The 16,216-nt window shown below is 72.3% G+C and carries 15 protein-coding genes; 3 read left to right on the forward strand and 12 right to left on the reverse strand.

Annotated elements, in window-relative coordinates; all coding sequences use genetic code 11:
• Nucleotides 1-214: 214 nt before the first annotated feature.
• Complete coding sequence (locus tag HD597_RS31745; RefSeq protein WP_253746829.1) at nt 215-736, reverse strand: hypothetical protein; 522 nt, start codon at nt 734-736, stop codon at nt 215-217.
• A 419-nt stretch (nt 737-1,155) separates the two neighbouring features.
• Complete coding sequence (locus HD597_RS31750; RefSeq protein ID WP_253746830.1) at nt 1,156-1,866, reverse strand: hypothetical protein; 711 nt, start codon at nt 1,864-1,866, stop codon at nt 1,156-1,158.
• A gap of 681 nt (nt 1,867-2,547) precedes the next feature.
• Between HD597_RS31750 and HD597_RS31755 the strand changes: the two genes are divergently transcribed.
• Nucleotides 2,548-2,709: a hypothetical protein gene (locus tag HD597_RS31755; protein WP_253760010.1), complete on the forward strand. Its 162-nt coding sequence runs from the start codon at nt 2,548-2,550 to the stop codon at nt 2,707-2,709.
• A 662-nt stretch (nt 2,710-3,371) separates the two neighbouring features.
• On the opposite strand, the gene HD597_RS31760 is transcribed toward HD597_RS31755, so the two are convergent.
• The 4 genes from HD597_RS31760 to HD597_RS31775 all read right to left on the reverse strand — a co-directional run bounded on the left by HD597_RS31760 (nt 3,372) and on the right by HD597_RS31775 (nt 6,503).
• Nucleotides 3,372-4,076: a VIT1/CCC1 transporter family protein gene (locus HD597_RS31760; protein WP_253746831.1), complete on the reverse strand. Its 705-nt coding sequence runs from the start codon at nt 4,074-4,076 to the stop codon at nt 3,372-3,374.
• Nucleotides 4,073-5,152: a prolipoprotein diacylglyceryl transferase gene (gene lgt, locus HD597_RS31765; RefSeq protein WP_372513422.1), complete on the reverse strand. Its 1,080-nt coding sequence runs from the start codon at nt 5,150-5,152 to the stop codon at nt 4,073-4,075. Before lgt ends, HD597_RS31760 begins: the two co-directional genes overlap by 4 nt.
• Before the next feature lie 110 nt (nt 5,153-5,262).
• Nucleotides 5,263-6,027, reverse strand: a complete 765-nt coding sequence (locus HD597_RS31770) for a DsbA family protein (protein ID WP_253746833.1) — start codon at nt 6,025-6,027, stop codon at nt 5,263-5,265.
• Nucleotides 6,027-6,503 (reverse strand): MauE/DoxX family redox-associated membrane protein, encoded by a 477-nt coding sequence (locus tag HD597_RS31775; protein WP_253746834.1) that lies wholly within the window; start codon nt 6,501-6,503, stop codon nt 6,027-6,029. The genes HD597_RS31770 and HD597_RS31775 overlap by 1 nt, the downstream gene beginning before the upstream one ends.
• A gap of 194 nt (nt 6,504-6,697) precedes the next feature.
• Between HD597_RS31775 and HD597_RS31780 the strand changes: the two genes are divergently transcribed.
• Entirely contained in the window at nt 6,698-7,303 is a 606-nt protein-coding gene (locus HD597_RS31780) for a TetR/AcrR family transcriptional regulator (RefSeq protein ID WP_253746835.1), read from the forward strand.
• Nucleotides 7,300-7,947, forward strand: a complete 648-nt coding sequence (locus HD597_RS31785; RefSeq protein WP_253746836.1) for a VC0807 family protein — start codon at nt 7,300-7,302, stop codon at nt 7,945-7,947. Before HD597_RS31780 ends, HD597_RS31785 begins: the two co-directional genes overlap by 4 nt.
• Here the strand turns inward: HD597_RS31785 and HD597_RS31790 are convergent.
• From HD597_RS31790 to HD597_RS31815, 6 genes are all read right to left on the reverse strand, one after another.
• Nucleotides 7,934-11,911: an endo-alpha-N-acetylgalactosaminidase family protein gene (locus HD597_RS31790; protein WP_253746837.1), complete on the reverse strand. Its 3,978-nt coding sequence runs from the start codon at nt 11,909-11,911 to the stop codon at nt 7,934-7,936. The two genes, HD597_RS31785 and HD597_RS31790, sit on opposite strands and share 14 nt — an antisense overlap.
• 93 nt (nt 11,912-12,004) lie before the next feature.
• Nucleotides 12,005-12,799, reverse strand: a complete 795-nt coding sequence (gene trpA, locus HD597_RS31795; RefSeq protein WP_253746838.1) for a tryptophan synthase subunit alpha — start codon at nt 12,797-12,799, stop codon at nt 12,005-12,007.
• Between the two features lie 125 nt (nt 12,800-12,924).
• Nucleotides 12,925-14,130: a tryptophan synthase subunit beta gene (gene trpB, locus HD597_RS31800; RefSeq protein WP_253759564.1), complete on the reverse strand. Its 1,206-nt coding sequence runs from the start codon at nt 14,128-14,130 to the stop codon at nt 12,925-12,927.
• Between the two features lie 38 nt (nt 14,131-14,168).
• Nucleotides 14,169-15,008: an indole-3-glycerol phosphate synthase TrpC gene (gene trpC, locus HD597_RS31805; protein WP_253746839.1), complete on the reverse strand. Its 840-nt coding sequence runs from the start codon at nt 15,006-15,008 to the stop codon at nt 14,169-14,171.
• A 131-nt stretch (nt 15,009-15,139) separates the two neighbouring features.
• Nucleotides 15,140-15,571 (reverse strand): DUF2752 domain-containing protein, encoded by a 432-nt coding sequence (locus tag HD597_RS31810; protein WP_253746840.1) that lies wholly within the window; start codon nt 15,569-15,571, stop codon nt 15,140-15,142.
• Between the two features lie 47 nt (nt 15,572-15,618).
• On the reverse strand, nt 15,619-16,188 hold the full coding sequence (locus HD597_RS31815) for a CD225/dispanin family protein (RefSeq protein ID WP_253746841.1): 570 nt from the start codon (nt 16,186-16,188) through the stop codon (nt 15,619-15,621).
• Between the last annotated feature and the right edge of the window lie 28 nt (nt 16,189-16,216).

Below are 16,216 nucleotides of genomic sequence, written 5' to 3' on the forward strand. Positions count from 1 at the left end.
TCTCCGCCTCCTCCAACGGGGCCTGAGCCTCTGGCCGGCGGACCCGCTCACTACCGCCGCAACCCCCGCAGGCGCGTCCAGCGCCCCATCCACATCCCGCCGCCACACCCGCAGAGGCGTCCAGCACCCCATCCACAACACCGAAACCGCGTCCAGCGGGCCTCGCTGGCGGCGCCTCGTTTCCCGTAGCGGGACGGCCCAGGGCCGGGCGGGGTCAGATGGCGGCGATGATGCGGCCCTGGACCACGCGGCCGAGGCCGTCGAGGGCGACGAGGGTCGTGACCAGGTCCTGCGCGGAGGCCGTGCCGCCGACCCAGCTCACCGTCACGTAGTGCCCCATCGCGCGAGCCTGCGCCCGGCTGCCGGTGGCCTCGAACGCGATGCCCTGCCGTACGAACCCGTTCTTGCGCAGCGCCGCCACCAGCGCGTCGGCGGCGCGCCCGTCGGCGAGGTTGAAGATGACGAACTGGCCGGACATGGACCCGCCCTCGTACGTGGCCTGGAGCGCCTGCGTGCACCCGGACGCCGTGACGCCCCAGAGGGCCTCGTCGCAGTCGGTGAACTCGCGGGTCGCGGCCAGGCTCATCTTGCCCAGGGTCTTGCCGTCCGCGGTGAAGACCTCCTGGAGGGTCAGCGGGGCGGCGTCGTTCTGGCGGGTGTCGATGGCGGCGTAGAAGGCGGAGGTGGGCTCGGCGTGGAAGGTGGCGGGGCGGGGCTGCTCGCGGCCCAGCCACAACCATCCGCCGACGCCGACGGCCGCTGCGACGACGACGGCTGCGGCGATGACGAGCAGCCTGGTTTTGGGGCGATCGTTACGATCCTCGTCCCACGGGTCGCTGGAGGTCGGTTCCGGTGCCGGACCGGGGCCGCCCGAAGCTCTGCCTTGTGCCGACGCAGCACCTCTGGAGGGTGTGTCCCGTGCTGACGAGGGACCGCCGGAAGCCCTGCCGCGTGCTGACCCGGGGGCGCCGGGAGGCCCGCCCGCCGCGCTGGAAGCCCTGCCTGCTGCCGGCGCGGGGCCGCCGGAGGCCATGCCTTGTGCGGGCGTGGCGCCGTCGGAAGGGCTGCCCTGTGCCGAGGCGGAGGCTCCGGAAAGTGTGTCGCGGGCCGAGGTGGGGTCGTCCGAGGAAGCCGGGCCGGGGCCGGTACGGGCCATCAGGAGGCCGATCCCGTGATCGCGACGACGCGCCGGTAGACGGCTTTCTCCGCCCCGCGCAGGGCCAGGGTGAGGGAGACGAAGTCGTCCTTGGTGGTGGGCTCCGTGCCGTCCACCTTGCCGATCCACACCAGCCCGACGTAGTGGCCCAGCGCGTAGCCGCCCGCCTCGGAGTAGCCGCCTCCGGGGAAGGACGCCTTGGCGGAGGTCAGGGGGAGTGCCCAGCCGCCGCGGTAAAGGGTCTTCAAGGATTCGACCAGCTCGGCGGCCGACGTGCCGTCCTTGAGGTTGAGTAGCGTGTACTGGCCGACGTACCGGCCGTCGGAGCTGGCGTACAGGCCGCGGGCGGCCTGGGTGCATCCCGCGTCCGAGACCCGCTGGAGGAGGGTGCCGCCCCACAGCGCGGCCGAGCAGTCGGCGTCGAGCTCTTTGGCGACGAGCTTGAGCTTGAGCTTCTTGGTGACGGCGAGCTCGCCCTCGCTGAACACTTCCTTCTCGGTCAGTGCCTTCCCGTCCTTGCTCCGTTCGCCGAGGGGTTCGAACAGCTTCGGCGAGCCCCACCCGTGGAACACCTGCGGCACGGCCGCGTCGGGGCCGAGCACTGCGCCGCTGGTCTGCTGTTGCGGCTTGTACGTGCCCAGGCTGGTGATGGCCACCACCAGACCCGTTCCGCCTGCCAGCACGGCGATGACCGTGGCGATGATGACCATCAGCCGCTGCTGCTCCGGCCGGAAGCCCCAGTCGGTGAGCAGGGGAAGCTGCCAGTCCGAGCGGGGGGTACGGCGCCGCTTCCGGGAGCCCGCCGCCGCCGGATCGGCTCCATCGCCACCCCCGGTCTCGGGGCCGCTTCCAGCCTCAAGACCACTTCCGGCCCGACGACCACTTCCGGCTTCGTGACCGCTTCCGGTCCCACGACCACTTCCGGCTTCGCGACCGCTTCCGGCCCCACGACCACTTCCGGCCCCACGACCACTTCCGGCTTCGCGACCACTTCCGGATTCGTGGCCACGTCTGGTCTCACGGCCTTGCGGGGCCTCGTCGCCCCATCCGGCCATGTCGGGCCCTGCGCCCCCATCGACGTCGGCGCCACCGTCCGCGCTCCGGCGACGATCGTTCCCCGGGCGTCCGCCGGTCTGGACCTTCCTCGCCGGGCGTACGTGGGGCAGGTCTCTCGGCAGCCAGGTGCCGTCGTCCTCTCCTGACGAGGACATGATGCCGTCCGCGCCCGTGGCCGGCCGGCCGCTGCTGTCCGTGCCCGCGGCCTGCCGGTCGCCGCTGACCGGTTCAGCGGATCGCGAGCCGCGCGAACGGGACGCCCTCCGGCCGCCGCGGCTCCCCGACGACCGCCTGCCCCCCTCCGCGTCGCCCTCGGACCGGCCATCGCCGCTCGCGTGCCAGCCACCACCGTCCGTGCCACCCGCAGCCTGGCCGCCACCATGGGCGCCCGCCACGGGCCAACCGCCACCATCCGTACCACCCCCGACGTGACCGCCGCCGGGCGCACCGACGACGGGCCAGCCGGTGACATCGGTGCCGCCCACTCCCCCGCCTGAAGCCACCGGCCAACCGGCGCCGTCCGTGCCGCCCACGGGCTGGTTGCGGGCCGCGGACCAGCCACCGCCGTCCGTGCCGCCCGCAGAGCGGTTGCGGGCCGCGGACCAGCCGCCATCGTCCGTGCCTCCCGCGGCGTGGCCGCCGCCGGGCGCACCGACGACGGGCCAGCCGGTGACATCGGTGCCGCCCACTCCCCCGCCGGAAGCGACGGGCCAACCGCCGGCGTCAGTGCCGGACGGACGCCGGCCGTGCCCGCCGGCGCCGGACGCTGCCAAGCCACCACCAGTGCCCTGCCAGCCGCCGGCCCAGCCACCGCTGTCCGCGCCACCGGCAGCAGCCCAGCCACCGCTGCCCGTGCCGCCGGCCGCCCAGCCGCCACCGTCCGTGCCGGGGCCTCGCCGGTCGCCGCCACCCCCGGCCGACCAGCCGTCGGCGGCCGGAGACGGAAAGCCGCGCCCGTCGGTGCCGGGGGCGTGAGTGCCGGGGGCGTGAGTGCCGGGGCCGTGAGTGCCGGGGGCGTGAGGGCCGGAAGCGTGCGTGCCCCGCCCGTCGGTGTCCGGCGTGTGGGTGTCAGGGGTGGAGCGGGTGCCTCGGGTGCGGCCCGAGCGGTCGCCGTTCGACCGCCCGCCGCCGGAGCCGGACGGGCCTCTGCGACGAGCCATCACAACCCCGCCGCACCGATCAGGTTGCCGAGGGCGAACGTGACGCCCGCCGCCACGGCGCCCACGAGGAGCTGGCGCAGCCCTGAGTACCACCAGCTCCGCGCCGTCACGGTGGAGACGAGCGCCCCTGCCGCGAACAGCGCCACGGACGAGACCACCGCCGAGACCTCCAGCCCCTGAGCCCCGAACAGGTACGGCATCAGCGGCAGCACCGCCCCCACCGCGAACGACAGGAACGACGAGACCGCGGCCAGCACCGGCGACGGCAGATCCCCCGGGACGACGCCCAGCTCGTTGCGGGTGTGGACCTCCAGGGCCCGCTCGGGGTGCGCGGAGATCTGCCTGGCCACCTCGGCGGCCAGGCCGGGCGTCACGCCCTTGTCGACGAAGGTCTGGGCCAGCTCCGCCCGCTCGTCCTCGGGGTGGTGGGCCAGCGCGTGCCGTTCGACGGCGATCTCGGCCTGGGCCAGCTCGCGCTGGCTGGCCACCGAGACGTACTCCCCGCCCGCCATGGACAGTGCTCCGGCGGCGAGCCCGGCGGCGCCGCTGAGCGCGATCACCCTGGTGTTGGCGGTGCCACCGGCGACGCCCGCGATGAGCGCGAAGTTCGACACCAGGCCGTCCATCGCGCCGAACACCGAGGGCCGCAACCAGCCTCCGGTGACGTCGCGATGTCGGTGGTGGACCTCCGCGCGACCGTTCATCGCGAGTTCTTCTCCTTCGTCACGGGCTCGGTGCCGGAAAGCTTCGCCCGGTCGTCGTCATCCTCGCCGGTGGCCGCCGAAGGCGTGTCGTCCGTGGCCTCCGGAGCCTCCTCGGCGGTCGTCCCGGCCTCCGGAGCCTCGCCGGCGGTCGTCTCCGCCTTCGGGCTCTCGTCGGCCGGGGTCTCGCCGGCCTCGGCGTCAGGCTCGGAATCGCGGCTCTCCGGCGCCTCGGGCGTGTCGGCCGTGGAGGACTCGCCCGTGCCGGGGTCGGCCTGGCCGGTGGCGTGGGCCGGGTCGGCGGACTCCGCGCCGGGCTCGTAGTGCGCCGACGGTGAGACGACGATCTCCTCGCCCGTCTTGTTCCTGGTCGCCCAGAAGTACACCAGCGCGCCGATGAACAGCACGATCGAGGTCCACTGGTTGATCCGCAGCCCGAGGAACTCCACCGCGTGGTCCACGCCGCCGACCGGGTCGATGCGCAGCCCCTCGATCCAGAAGCGGCCGAGCGTGTAGCCGGCCACGTAGAGGGCGAACAGCCGCCCGTGGTGCAGCGCGAGGCGGCGGCCCACGTAGATGAGCGCGAAGCCGAGCGCGACGTCCCACAGCGACTCGTACAGGAACGTCGGGTGGTAGAGAACGCCGGGCTCGCCGCCGTGGTCGATGTCGATCTCCAGGCCCCACGGCAGCGTGGTCGGCGAGCCGTACAGCTCCTGGTTGAACCAGTTGCCCCAGCGGCCGATGGCCTGCGCGAAGGCGATGCCGGGGGCGATCGTGTCGGCGAGAGCCGTCATGGACAGTCCGCGCCTGCGCGCGGCGAACCAGACGCCGACGCCGCCGAGCGCGATCGCGCCCCAGATGCCGAGGCCGCCCTCCCAGATGTACAGGGCCTGGATGGGCTCCTTGATCGCGCGGCTGCCGAAGTACGTCTGCCAGTCGGTGATGACGTGGTAGAGGCGGCCGCCGATCAGGCCGAAGATGACCGCGGGGACCGCGATGTCAATGATCGTCCCCTTCTGGCCACCGCGGGCGCGCCAGCGGCGCTCGCTCAGCCAGACCGCGACGATGACGCCGAGCACGATGCATAGCGCATAAGCCCGGATCGGGATGATTCCGAGATACCAGACCCCTTGGGAAGGGCTGGGAATCGAGGCAAGGGGCATGTCAGGTGAGGGTAGCGGAAGCGAGGCTACTTGGCCGCCCCCGTAATCTCATCGCGAAGTTGCGCCGGGCTGAACAGTACCTGATTGTCTATTTCTGTGCCGTTCAATTTCACTGTCGGCGTGTGATCGAGCTTCTGCTCCTGGCTGACCTTCTTGCTGTACGCGAGCTGCGCGTCGGCGTTCTTGTTGGACGTGACGCACTGGTCGAAGCCGGGCGAGGTGACCCCGGCCTCCTTGCCCCACTGCTTGAGCTGGTCGACCTTGAAGCCCTCCTCGCTCTCCGAGGGCTGGTTCTTGAAGAGCAGGTCGTGCATGGCCATCCACTGCTTGCCGTCGGCGACGCACCGGACGGCGTTGCCCGCGCGCACGGAGTTGGACTTGGTCGGCTCCTGGGAGAAGATCGTGATCGGGTGGAAGACGACCTTGGCCTTGCCCTCGGCGGCGAGGTTCTTGAAGGTCTGGCCGCTGACGCGCTCCAGCTCCTTGCAGGCCGGGCACTGGAAGTCCTCGTAGATGTCGACGACCGGCGCGGTGACGCCGGCCTTCGCCATCACGGCGGTGCCGTCGGCCTGCACGGTGATCGGGGCGAGGGCGCCGGTGGCCTCCTCCGAGCGCGAGATGCTGGCGGCGTACCACCAGCCGAGCCCGACCGCGGCCACCGCGACGACGCCCGCAGTCACGTACGTCACCGTCTTGCGGCGCTTGTCCCGGGCCCGCTGCGCGGCCTGCTGCGCCTTGATCTTGTCGCGCGCCGACTGCGACTTCGTCTTCGTACGCTCGCCCTTGCCCATCACTCGTCCCCCTCGTCCTCATCATGAGTATCGCCCCCGAGACCGAGGGCCCCGTCGAGCGCGAAGCGGCCCGGCGGGAAACGCGCGACCCACGCGCCGAGCAGCACGAGGCCGAAGTCGCGCAGGATGTCGAGCAGGTAGGTCGGCTCCTGCCCGGCTCCGAGCTGGCCCCCGCCGCCGAAGCAGCCGCAGTCGATCCGCAGGCCCTTCGCCCACGCCCAGCCGATGCCGAACACGAACGCGAGCATGAGCAGCGCGGCGATCACCGCGGCCACCCTGGTCAGCAGGCCGACGACCAGCAGCACGCCGACGACGATCTCCAGGATCGGCAGGGCGTAGCCCACCGCGACGGCGATCGATTCCGGCAGCAACTGGTAGGCCTTGACCGCCACGACGGAGTCGGCCGGATTGCCGATCTTGAGCGCACCCGCCGCGATCAGCACCCCGCCCAGAACCAAGCGGGCGACGGTCGTCACCCAGGGTATCGCCCATCTCGCCCAAGGTGACGGTAGTGACGCGGCCACAAGCGTTCTCCTCTGTCTCTGCGCCGGAATGCGCACAGTACCCGGATCCCATCGCATCACGTCGCGGATAAGCGTCAGCTAAGCGAGTTTCCCGCTCTGGAGCTGGGAGGGTTGCCTCATTTACTCATCTAAGTTAAAAATTACTCATGCCAGTAAAACGAGATGAGTCGGTCACGAGCTCCGCCCGGCGGGCGCAGATCGTGGCCGCCACCATCGAGACCATCGCCGAGCTCGGCTACCACCAGGCGTCCTTCGCCCGGATCGCCGAGCGGGCCGGGCTCAGCAGCACGCGGCTGATCTCGTACCACTTCGACGGCAAGGACGAGCTGATCGGCCAGGCCATCGCCACCATCTACGGGGATCTGAGCCGGTTCATGCACGAGCGCGTCAGCGCTCAGCGGACGGCCTCCGGCGCGCTGGAGACCTACATCCGCTCGCTGGTGGAGTACCTCGGCGACCGCCGCGCCGAGATGCGCGCGGCCACGGAGATCTTCCTCAACTTCCGCCCGGAGGGCGGCACGGCGGCACAGGACGCGGCCACGGACCTGTCTCAGCTGGCCCACCTGGAGCGCCTGCTGGCGTGGGGGCAGGAGAGTGGCGAGTTCGGGCCGTTCAGCACGCGGGTGATGGCGATGACGGTCCAGCGGTCGCTGGACGGGCTGCCGTTCCTGCTGGAGGCCGACCCCGGCGCCGACCTGGCCGAGTACGCCGACGAGCTGGCCGCGCTGTTCGCCAGGGCGACCCGCGCATGAGCGTCAGGTCGAGAGGGCTCCTCACGCTGGCCGTGGACGTCGGCCTGACCGTGGCGCTCTACTACGTCCTGCGCGCGAGCGGCGTCGAGGCCCACACCGCGTTCGTGATCAGCTCGTTCGTGCCCGGCGTCAGCGTCGTCTCCGACCTGGTACGCCGCCGCAGGCCCGACCGGCTGGGCCTCTACATGACGGCCATGATGCTGGCGAGCGCCGCCGTGTCCGTCCTCGTCGACGACCCGCGGCTCCTGCTGGCCAAGGACGGCTGGTTCACGGCGGCCGGCGGGTTGTGGTTCCTGGTCAGCGCGCGCGGGGAGCGGCCGCTGGCATTCGTGTTCACCCGGTTCGTCCTGGAAGGCCGGATCGGCCCCAACCGCGAGTCCTGGGACGTGTTGTGGGAGCGGCTGCCCGCCTTCCGGCGCATCTGGCGGGTGGCGAGCGTCATGTGGGGCGTCGGCCTGCTCCTGGACGCCGTGGTGCGGATCGTCATCGCCTACGCCCTGCCGATCGACGCGGTGCCGGGGGTCAACACCGCGCAGTACATCGTCTTCCTGCTGCTCATGCAGGTCGCCATGAACGTCTACCTGGTGCCCACCGGCATCTACAACCGCTGGTCCCCTCTCTACGCCGTGCTCAGGAGCACCTGAACCGGGCCTCGCCCCAGTCCGCGTGATCGTTGCCGATGCCGTCCCCCGCGTCGCCGGCCACGAGGTCCGCGTACCGGGCGCCGGTCACGTCGGCGCTCAGCTCGTACGCCGCGTCGGCGGCCCGCAGCACCGGGCTGCGCGCCTTCTCCACCCCGTCGGCCACCACGCCGAACTCCACGGAACCCCGCGTGGCCTGCACGTCGTCAACGCCGACGAAAGCCGTGAACGCCGTACACCGGCCGCCCAGGAAAAAACGCACTTTGGCGGGCGCATGCGTGCCCAGCCCCTTGTCGAACGCCCGCCCGCCGACGACGATCGGCCCGCCGTCGGCCGGGCCGATGTCGCCGTTGGACCGGTCGCGCTCCACCGGTCCCCAGCCGTTGTCCGCACTCACCCACTCCAGGTCACTGGCGTACGCGTCGGCCGAGGGCGGCGGCGGCAGCGTGCGCACGGACGCCGAGCCGGTCAGCGTCCTGGCCGCGCCGCCGACCGTGTACGAGGCGGTGGCGGCCAGCTCGTACGTGCCGTACGGCGCGCCGGCGGGCGGCGTGACCCGCCAGGTCGTGGCCAGCTTCCCGCCGGGCTCCACCGAGCCGCCGCCGTCGCCCTCCGCCGTCCACCCCTCGGGCACGTCGAGCCGCACGGCCACGTCCCGCACCGCCACCTCCTCGAGGTTGGTGAAGGTGGTGGTGACCTCGCTGACGGCGCCCTGCTCGAACGCCGGCGAGGCGGGCCTCACCTCCAGCGTCCCGCACGCCTGCGCGCCGGGGACGGGCCCGAGGTCGGTGACGGCGAAGTCGTCGAGGACGAAGTCGGCCCCGGCCTGCTCCGGCTGGAGCGAGCGCAGCCCCACCCACACGTCGCCGCACCCGGCCACGACCCGCTCGCCGAACCGGGCGGTGACCCGTCGCTCGGGGATCGGCGTACGGCGCGTCTCCACGCTCGCGCCGCCCTTGTCGTAACCGGTGACCCACTGGTAGGCGCCGGCCAGCGCGTTCTGGTAGGCGAACGACACCTCGTAGGCGTGCCCCGGCTCGAACCGCGCGGTCTGCGGCACCGTACGGTAGATCAGGCCCTGCCGCTCCTCGTGCGCCTTCAGCGACCAGTCGCCGTTCAGCACGTCGTCCACCGTCTTGCCGTTCCAGCCTGCCTGCGTGTACGGCTCGTGCCGCTCCGACAGGTGGGTGCGCGCGTCGAACGACCCGCCCGCGTCCCCCTTCACGAACGGCCCCCACCCGGGCTCCACCGACTCGAACGTCTCCACCGCGCCCGCCGGCTCCCGCTCGAAGACGCGCACGTCGTCCACCCGCACCTCCCCCTCGGCCGCGGCGGCCGTGATCCGCAGCGCCGAGGACGGGGAGGACGCCGTGAACGTCACCTTCACCCGCTGGAAGTAGGTGTCGTGCTTCTCGTCGGAGGCGATGTGGTTCCTGGCCGTGGACCGCGGCACGGTCACCGACTGCCCGCCCGCCTCCAGCGTGGTCGCGCGCGTCCGGCCCGGCTCCACCTCGACGAACGCGGACGCGGTGTAGGTGCGGCCCGGCCGCAGACCTCTCAGCGGCTGCTCAAGGCGCGCCTGCGCGCCCGCGCCGAGCAGCGCCACCCGGTGGCCCAGCGCGTTGCGCTCCACGCTCACAGGCCCGCTGACGGTCCAGCCGGCGAGCCGGTCGCCGTTGAAGCCCGGATCGCGCAGGCCGCTCCCCTGCCCCCACCCGGGATCGGCCCGCCTGGGCGCCCGGCCGGGGTAGAGCACGTACGGCACGCCCGCCTCGGCCCTCAGCGTGATCTTCCCGCCCGACGGGGTGACCGTGCCGGCGGGGACGCGGCCCTGGTCGGTGAGCTCGTACACGCTCATCGGCCGGTCGGCCTCCCACGTGCTCTCGCCGCCCGCCGGGTTGTAGTGGTACAGCCTGCCGTGCCAGGGCAGCAGGTACGTGCCGCCGTCGAGCACCTTGCGCCCGCCGGCGAACAGCTCGCGCCTGCCGTCCCGGTAGGTGCCGCGCACGCCGCCGGTGAACACGATCTCGTCGGCGTTCCAGTCCATGATCCGCTGCTGCTGGAGGAACTTGACCGGCAGGTTGTGCTCCCAGATGTTGCGGTAGAAGGCGGTGTAGTCGTTCTCCGCCGTCCAGCCCTCGAACTCGACGATGCGGGCGTTGCCCAGGATCGGGTGGGCGTTCCAGACGTCCTTCTCGTGGTTGCGCGCGAACCGGATGATCTGCGAGTTCAGCCCCTTGTTGGTGACGCCGCCGTAGTCGAGGTCGGTGGCCCAGTGCGCCCACAGCGACGAACGTTCCAGCTTGTCCGACCACTCCGTGGTCACCTGCCAGCCCTGCGCGCGCAGCTCGGCCAGCGTGCGGTCGGCGACCCAGCCGAAGGGACGGAAGACGTCCACGTACAGCACCGCGAGGTTCCTGTCCGTCTCCTCGCGCAACCGGGACAGCCGCGCGGCCAGCGTGCCTCTGGTCAGGTCGCCGCGCTGGTCGATCAGGTACGCCTGGTCGAGCCAGTTCCAGCCCTCGGCGTCCTTGTTCACGAGTTGCTCGTCGAAGCTCCTCGCCTCGGGGTAGGCCTCGGTGGCGTTGACGTGCGCGCCGAACGTGGCGTTCCACGCCCTGCCCGCCTCCAGGAGGGTGTTGAGGTCCTTCAGCCCGCCCGCGCGGCGGTTGTGGTTGCCGCCGTAGTCGGGGTGCGCGGAGTCGTGCCCCTCCGACTGGTAGCCCTTCAGCAGGGCGAGCTGCCCGAGCCCGTCGGTGGCCAGCGAGATGCGCTTGACGTCGTCCAGCGTGCGCAGGAACGGGTGCGTGGCCTGGCTGGAGAAGTTGAACGGGATGTGCGTGACCACCCGGTCCCTGGTCTCCTCCGCGCCGAGCGCCTTGATCGCGATGCTCCTGAACGCGATCGCGCCGTCCTGCCAGTCGAGCGTGCCGTCGCCGTTGGCGTCGGGCGTGAGCACGACCTTGGCCCACGGGCGCGCCTCGGTGAACGGCGAGCCGCTCGCGCGGTGGGTCCACTGGCCGCTCCACACGCCCACCCGCACGGTGCCGTCCGGGTCCTTCCTGGCCTGGTGCCAGAGCCGGGCGGCGTCCCTGTCGGTCGCGCCGGACGGGCGGTCGTAGGTGGAGTTCGTCTCGACGGCGGCGGCCAGCCGGTCGGTGTGCACGATCGCGTACGTCGCCCCGGCCGGTGTCTCCTCGGCCGCCGTGTCCGCGGTGACCCGGGCGAAGACGTCCGCGGTGCGGGTGGAGTTCGGGTCCAGGCGGGTGAACGCGGTGGCCGCGCCCGGTTGCGTGCTCGACACGGACACCAGGTCGTGGCCGGGCAGGTCGATGGTGCCGACCCGGAACGCCTCGGTGTCGATCACCTCGTCGATCGCGAACGTCGTCACCCTGCCCCTGACCCCGATGCCGGCCCGCAGGGCGACCCCGTCGCCGAGGTCCAGCAGGTAGCGGGCGGTCGCGCCGTCGTTGCCGGTCAGCCGCACGTCTGCGGCCCTGGGCTGCCCGTTCAGCACCACGGCGGGCACCGCGGTGCCGCCGCCGAGCGTGGCGCCGCTCGCCCGGTCGGTGTAGCGCAGCACGCGCGGGAAGGCCGGGTCCAGCTCCACGCGCAGGGCCGCCGACGCGATCACGATCGGCTCGGCGACCCGCACCGGGGTGGGCGGCAGGTCCTGCGCGGTGGAGCTCGGCGGCGCCGCCCCGGTGGGCGAGTGCTCGGGGGACGGCAGCTCATAGGTCGGGGTCGGCTCCGGCCCGGGCGGCTCCTGGCCCGCGCCCCGCGCGGCCCCGGGCGGCTCCTGGCCCGCCGCCTGCTCCGGCGGCGGGGCCGGGGCGGCGAGCGGCGCGGCGAGCGGGGCGGCGAGCGGGGCGGCGAGCGCGGGCGCGGGCGGTGCGGGCCGCGAGATGGGGGCGGCCATGGCCGTGGCCGCGAGGGTGAGGGCTGCTGCCAGTGACAAGGGACGCATGACCTGTCCTCCCGGGACCGTCTGACATAGACGGTAAAGCGCGGCCCCCCGTTGGGGAACCGCGCCCGGTCAGATCACCGTGTCAGGCCACGCTCAGCGGCGCACGCCCTTGGCCATGTCCCTGGCCAGCGCTCCGATGGACTCGCGCCCGGTCGCCTCGTCGGGCGCGTCGAGGATGCGGCGGATGAACGCCGACCCCACGATCACGCCGTCGGCGTAGGAGGCCACCTCGGCCGCCTGCGCGCCCGTGCCGACCCCGAGGCCCACGCACACCGGCAGGTCCGTGTGCGCCTTGGTCCGCTTGACCAGGCCCTCGGCGGCGACGTTGACGGTCTCCCTGGCGCCGGTGACGCCCATGAGCGAGGCGGCGTAGACGAAACCGGTGCAGCAGTCGACGACGGCCTTGATGCGCGCCTCGGTGGAGCTGGGCGCGACCAGGAACACCGTGTCGATGCCCGCCGCGGCGGACGCCTCCCGCCACGGCTCGGACTCCTCGGGCGTCAGGTCGGGCGTGATGGTGCCCACGCCGCCCGCGTTGGCCAGGTCACGCGCGAACCGGTCGGCGCCGTACTTGTCGATCGGGTTCCAGTACGTCATGACGAGCGTGGCGGCGCCGGTGGCGGCCACCCCCTCGACCGTGCGCATCACGTCGGCGATGCGGGTGCCGTTGGTCAGCGACCTGTGCACCGCGTCCTGGATGGTCGGGCCGTCCATGAGCGGGTCGGAGTAGGGCAGGCCGATCTCGATGACGTCGCAGCCGGCTTCCACCAGGGCCGCGGCGGCGGCGACGTCGCCACCCTTGGTGGGGAAGCCCGCGGGCAGGTAGCCGACGAGCGCGGCCCGGTTGTCCGCCTTCGCCTTGGCGAAAACCGTCTGAAGAGTCGTCATGTCTGTCCGTTTCGAAGGTCGAAGTCTTCCCATGATGCCCTGCCGCGGGCCCGCCCCAGAATCCCCGCGCCGGTGAGTCGCCGGCCCGGCGCGGGTCGTCGGCGATCGTGGGACGCCGGAAGATCCTAGAGGTTGAAGTACTTCATCGCCGTGCCCATGTCCTTGTCGCCGCGGCCGGAGAGGTTAACCAGGATGGTCGCCTGGGGGCCGAGCTCGCGGCCCAGCTCCAGCGCGCCCGCCAGGGCGTGGGAGGACTCGATGGCGGGGATGATGCCCTCGGTCCTGGCCAGCAGCGAGAACGCGGCCATCGCCTGGTCGTCGGTGACGCCGTGGTAGGTGGCGCGGCCGGAGTCCTTCAGCCAGGCGTGCTCGGGGCCGACGCCCGGGTAGTCGAGCCCGGCGGAGATCGAGTGCGACTCGATCGTCTGGCCCTCGTCGTCCTGCAGGACGTAGGTGCGCGAGCCGTGCAGCACGCCGACCGAGCCGGCGGTGAGCGTGAGCGCGTGCTCGCCGCTCTCCAGGCCGTGACCGGCGGCCTCGTAGCCGTGCAGCTTGACGTCCTGGTCGCCGATGAAGGCGTGGAAGATGCCGATCGCGTTGCTGCCGCCGCCGACCGCCGCGCACACCGCGTCGGGCAGCCTGCCGGTCAGCTCCAGCATCTGGCGGCGGGCCTCGACGCCGATGATGCGCGCGAAGTCGCGCACGATCTCGGGGAACGGGTGCGGGCCCGCCACGGTGCCGAACAGGTAGTGGGTGGTGTCGACGTTGGTCACCCAGTCGCGGAAGGCCTCGTTGATGGCGTCCTTCAGCGTCTGGGAGCCGTTGGTGACCGGCACCACGGTGGCGCCGAGCAGCTTCATCCTGGCGACGTTGAGCGCCTGGCGTTCGCAGTCGACCGCGCCCATGTAGATGACGCACTCCAGGCCGAGCAGGGCCGCGGCGGTGGCGGTGGCCACGCCGTGCTGGCCCGCGCCGGTCTCGGCGATCACCCGCTTCTTGCCCAGCCGCTTGGTCAGCAGCGCCTGGCCGAGCACGTTGTTGATCTTGTGGGCGCCGGTGTGGGTGAGGTCCTCGCGCTTGAGGACGATCCGCGCGCCGCCGGCCTGCTCGCTGAAGCGCGGCACGTCGGTCAGCGTGGTGGGACGGCCCGCGTAGGTGCGCAGCAGATGGTCGAACTCGCGCAGGAACTGCGCGTCGTTCTTGGCCTTCTCGTAGGTGGCGGCCACCTCGTCGAGCGCCGGGATGAGCGCCTCGGGCACGTACCGGCCGCCGAAGATGCCGAACTTGCCGTGCACGTCGGGGTCGTCGCCGTACGCGCCGTTGCCCGCCAGGTCGGCGGCCGTCAGGATGGTGCCTTCGTTTGCCACTGCTATCCCTCTGCTGAGTGGTCGGGGCGCGTCGACGGATGAGCGCCGGCGGTCACCAACGCCTCCACTGCCTTGCGCGGGTCCTTGCCGGTGACCAGGCTCTCGCCCACCAGGACGGCGTCCGCGCCGCCCCGCGCGTAGGCGAGCAGGTCGTGCGGGCCGCGCACGCCCGACTCGGCAATCTTGATCACATTATCGGGGATCTTCGGCGCGATCTTCGCGAAGACATCGCGGTCGACCTCGAGTGTCTTGAGATTGCGCGCGTTGACCCCGATGACCCGGGCGCCGGCGGCGACCGCCCGCTCCAGCTCCTCCTCGGTGTGCACCTCGACCAGCGGGGTGAGCCCGATCGACTCGGCCCGCTCGATGAGCGAGACCAGCGCCTCCTGCTCCAGGCAGACGACCATGAGCAGGGCCAGGTCGGCGCCGTAGGCACGGGCCTCCCAGAGCTGGTAGGAGGTGAGGATGAAGTCCTTGCGCAGGATCGGGATGTCCACCCGGGCGCGGACCGCGGCCAGGTCGTCGAGGCTGCCGCCGAACTTGCGGCGCTCGGTCAGCACGCTGATGACGTGCGCGCCGCCCGCCTCGTAGTCGGCGGCCAGCGCCGCCGGGTCGGCGATCGCGGCGAGCGCGCCCTTGGACGGGCTGGAGCGCTTGACCTCGGCGATCACCGAGATCCGGTCGCCTCCCAGTGCGGCCATCGCGTCGCGGGGCGCCCTGGCCCGCTCGGCTCGCTGCTTGAGCTCGTCGATCGACACGGACTGCTGTCGTGCGGCGAGGTCGGCGCGCACCCCGTCGAGGATGTCGTCGAGGACACTCGGCCCTTCCGTCCGCTCACTCACGCGCTTGAGGTCCCTCCGGTCGGCTTCTGGGGGTGGCGGAGAGTTCGCGTCGCGTCCGCTCTCTGCCTTGTCCTGCGATGGTATCGGCCCCTACGGGGTCACCTCACCACCGGTCCCCATGTGGACGCCGCCTATGGAGCTAGGAACGCCCCGAAAGGCAGATTACGGACGACCCAGTAGACCATGACGATGGCGAGGAAGGCCCACAGCCACGCCGGATGGGCCAGCGTGGTGCGCCGGGGCCGGCCCTGCCACGCCCGCACCACCCATCGGCCCCACCAGAACACCAGGAACGGAATCATGGCGACGGCGAGGGGGTTGAGGCCGAGGGCGGCGACCGGGTCGAGGTGGGCCAGCGCGTGGACCGTGCGCAGCGTGCCGCAACCCGGGCAGTACAGGCCGGTGGCCCACAGGAACGGGCACGTCGGGTAGTGGCCCGGCTCGTTCGGGTCGATCACGCCGACGACCGCGAACACCGCGCCGGCGGCGGCCGCAACACCGAGTGGCGCGAGCAGGCCCTTGACGCGCCGTGTCCCGTGCCGCTCGGTTGTCGCGAGGCTCATGTCCCCAGTATCCGCCTTCCGGTGCGTGCCGCTGATCGTGGCGCGGCCTAGTACGAGTACGTCGTGGAGACGCTGGCGGCCAGGATCACGAAGAACAGCACGTACGCGATGATGATCAGGCCGATGCCGATGGCGCCGAAGATCAGGCTGCGCTTCCACCAGGTCTTCGCCTCGTCGGCCGCCACCTGGGCGCCGGCGTAGTCGCCGACCTGCCACTTCTGGTTCACCTGCGACGACTTCACGATCGCCACGATGCCCAGCGGGAGGCAGCAGAACAGGGTGGTGAGGATGGCCGGGACGAGCTGGTTGTCCGGCGGGTTGCCCCCGGGGCCGCCGTAACCGCCACCGTAGCCGCCGCCCGACGGGGGCTGCTGGCCGTAACCGCCACCGCTCGGCGGCTGCTGGCCGTAGCCACCGCCGTAACCGCCACCACTCGGCGGCTGCTGACCGTAGCCACCACCGGAGGGAGGCTGCTGGCCGTAACCGCCACCACCACTCGGCGGCTGCTGGCCGTAGCCACCGCCGTAGCCACCGCCGCTGGGCGGCTGCTGGCCGTAGCCGCCGCCAGGAGGCTGGGCGCCGCCGTAACCGCCGTCGCCCTGGTTACCGTAACTCATGCTCATGACCCCTCATGTCGTCATCTTT

The sequence above is a fragment of the Nonomuraea thailandensis genome, assembly GCF_024172165.1.
Lineage (GTDB): Bacteria > Actinomycetota > Actinomycetes > Streptosporangiales > Streptosporangiaceae > Nonomuraea > Nonomuraea thailandensis.

Excerpts from the sequence above, each read along its gene's own strand:
- HD597_RS31750 (WP_253746830.1), bottom strand. The coding sequence starts at position 1,866 with ATGGTCATCATCGCCACGGTCATCGCCGTGCTGGCAGGCGGAACGGGT.
- HD597_RS31760 (WP_253746831.1), bottom strand. The coding sequence starts at position 4,076 with ATGAACGGTCGCGCGGAGGTCCACCACCGACATCGCGACGTCACCGGA.
- HD597_RS31770 (WP_253746833.1), bottom strand. The coding sequence starts at position 6,027 with ATGGGCAAGGGCGAGCGTACGAAGACGAAGTCGCAGTCGGCGCGCGAC.
- HD597_RS31780 (WP_253746835.1), top strand. The coding sequence starts at position 6,698 with ATGCCAGTAAAACGAGATGAGTCGGTCACGAGCTCCGCCCGGCGGGCG.
- HD597_RS31785 (WP_253746836.1), top strand. The coding sequence starts at position 7,300 with ATGAGCGTCAGGTCGAGAGGGCTCCTCACGCTGGCCGTGGACGTCGGC.
- HD597_RS31790 (WP_253746837.1), bottom strand. The coding sequence starts at position 11,911 with ATGCGTCCCTTGTCACTGGCAGCAGCCCTCACCCTCGCGGCCACGGCC.
- trpA (WP_253746838.1), bottom strand. The coding sequence starts at position 12,799 with ATGACGACTCTTCAGACGGTTTTCGCCAAGGCGAAGGCGGACAACCGG.
- HD597_RS31810 (WP_253746840.1), bottom strand. The coding sequence starts at position 15,571 with ATGAGCCTCGCGACAACCGAGCGGCACGGGACACGGCGCGTCAAGGGC.
- HD597_RS31815 (WP_253746841.1), bottom strand. The coding sequence starts at position 16,188 with ATGAGTTACGGTAACCAGGGCGACGGCGGTTACGGCGGCGCCCAGCCT.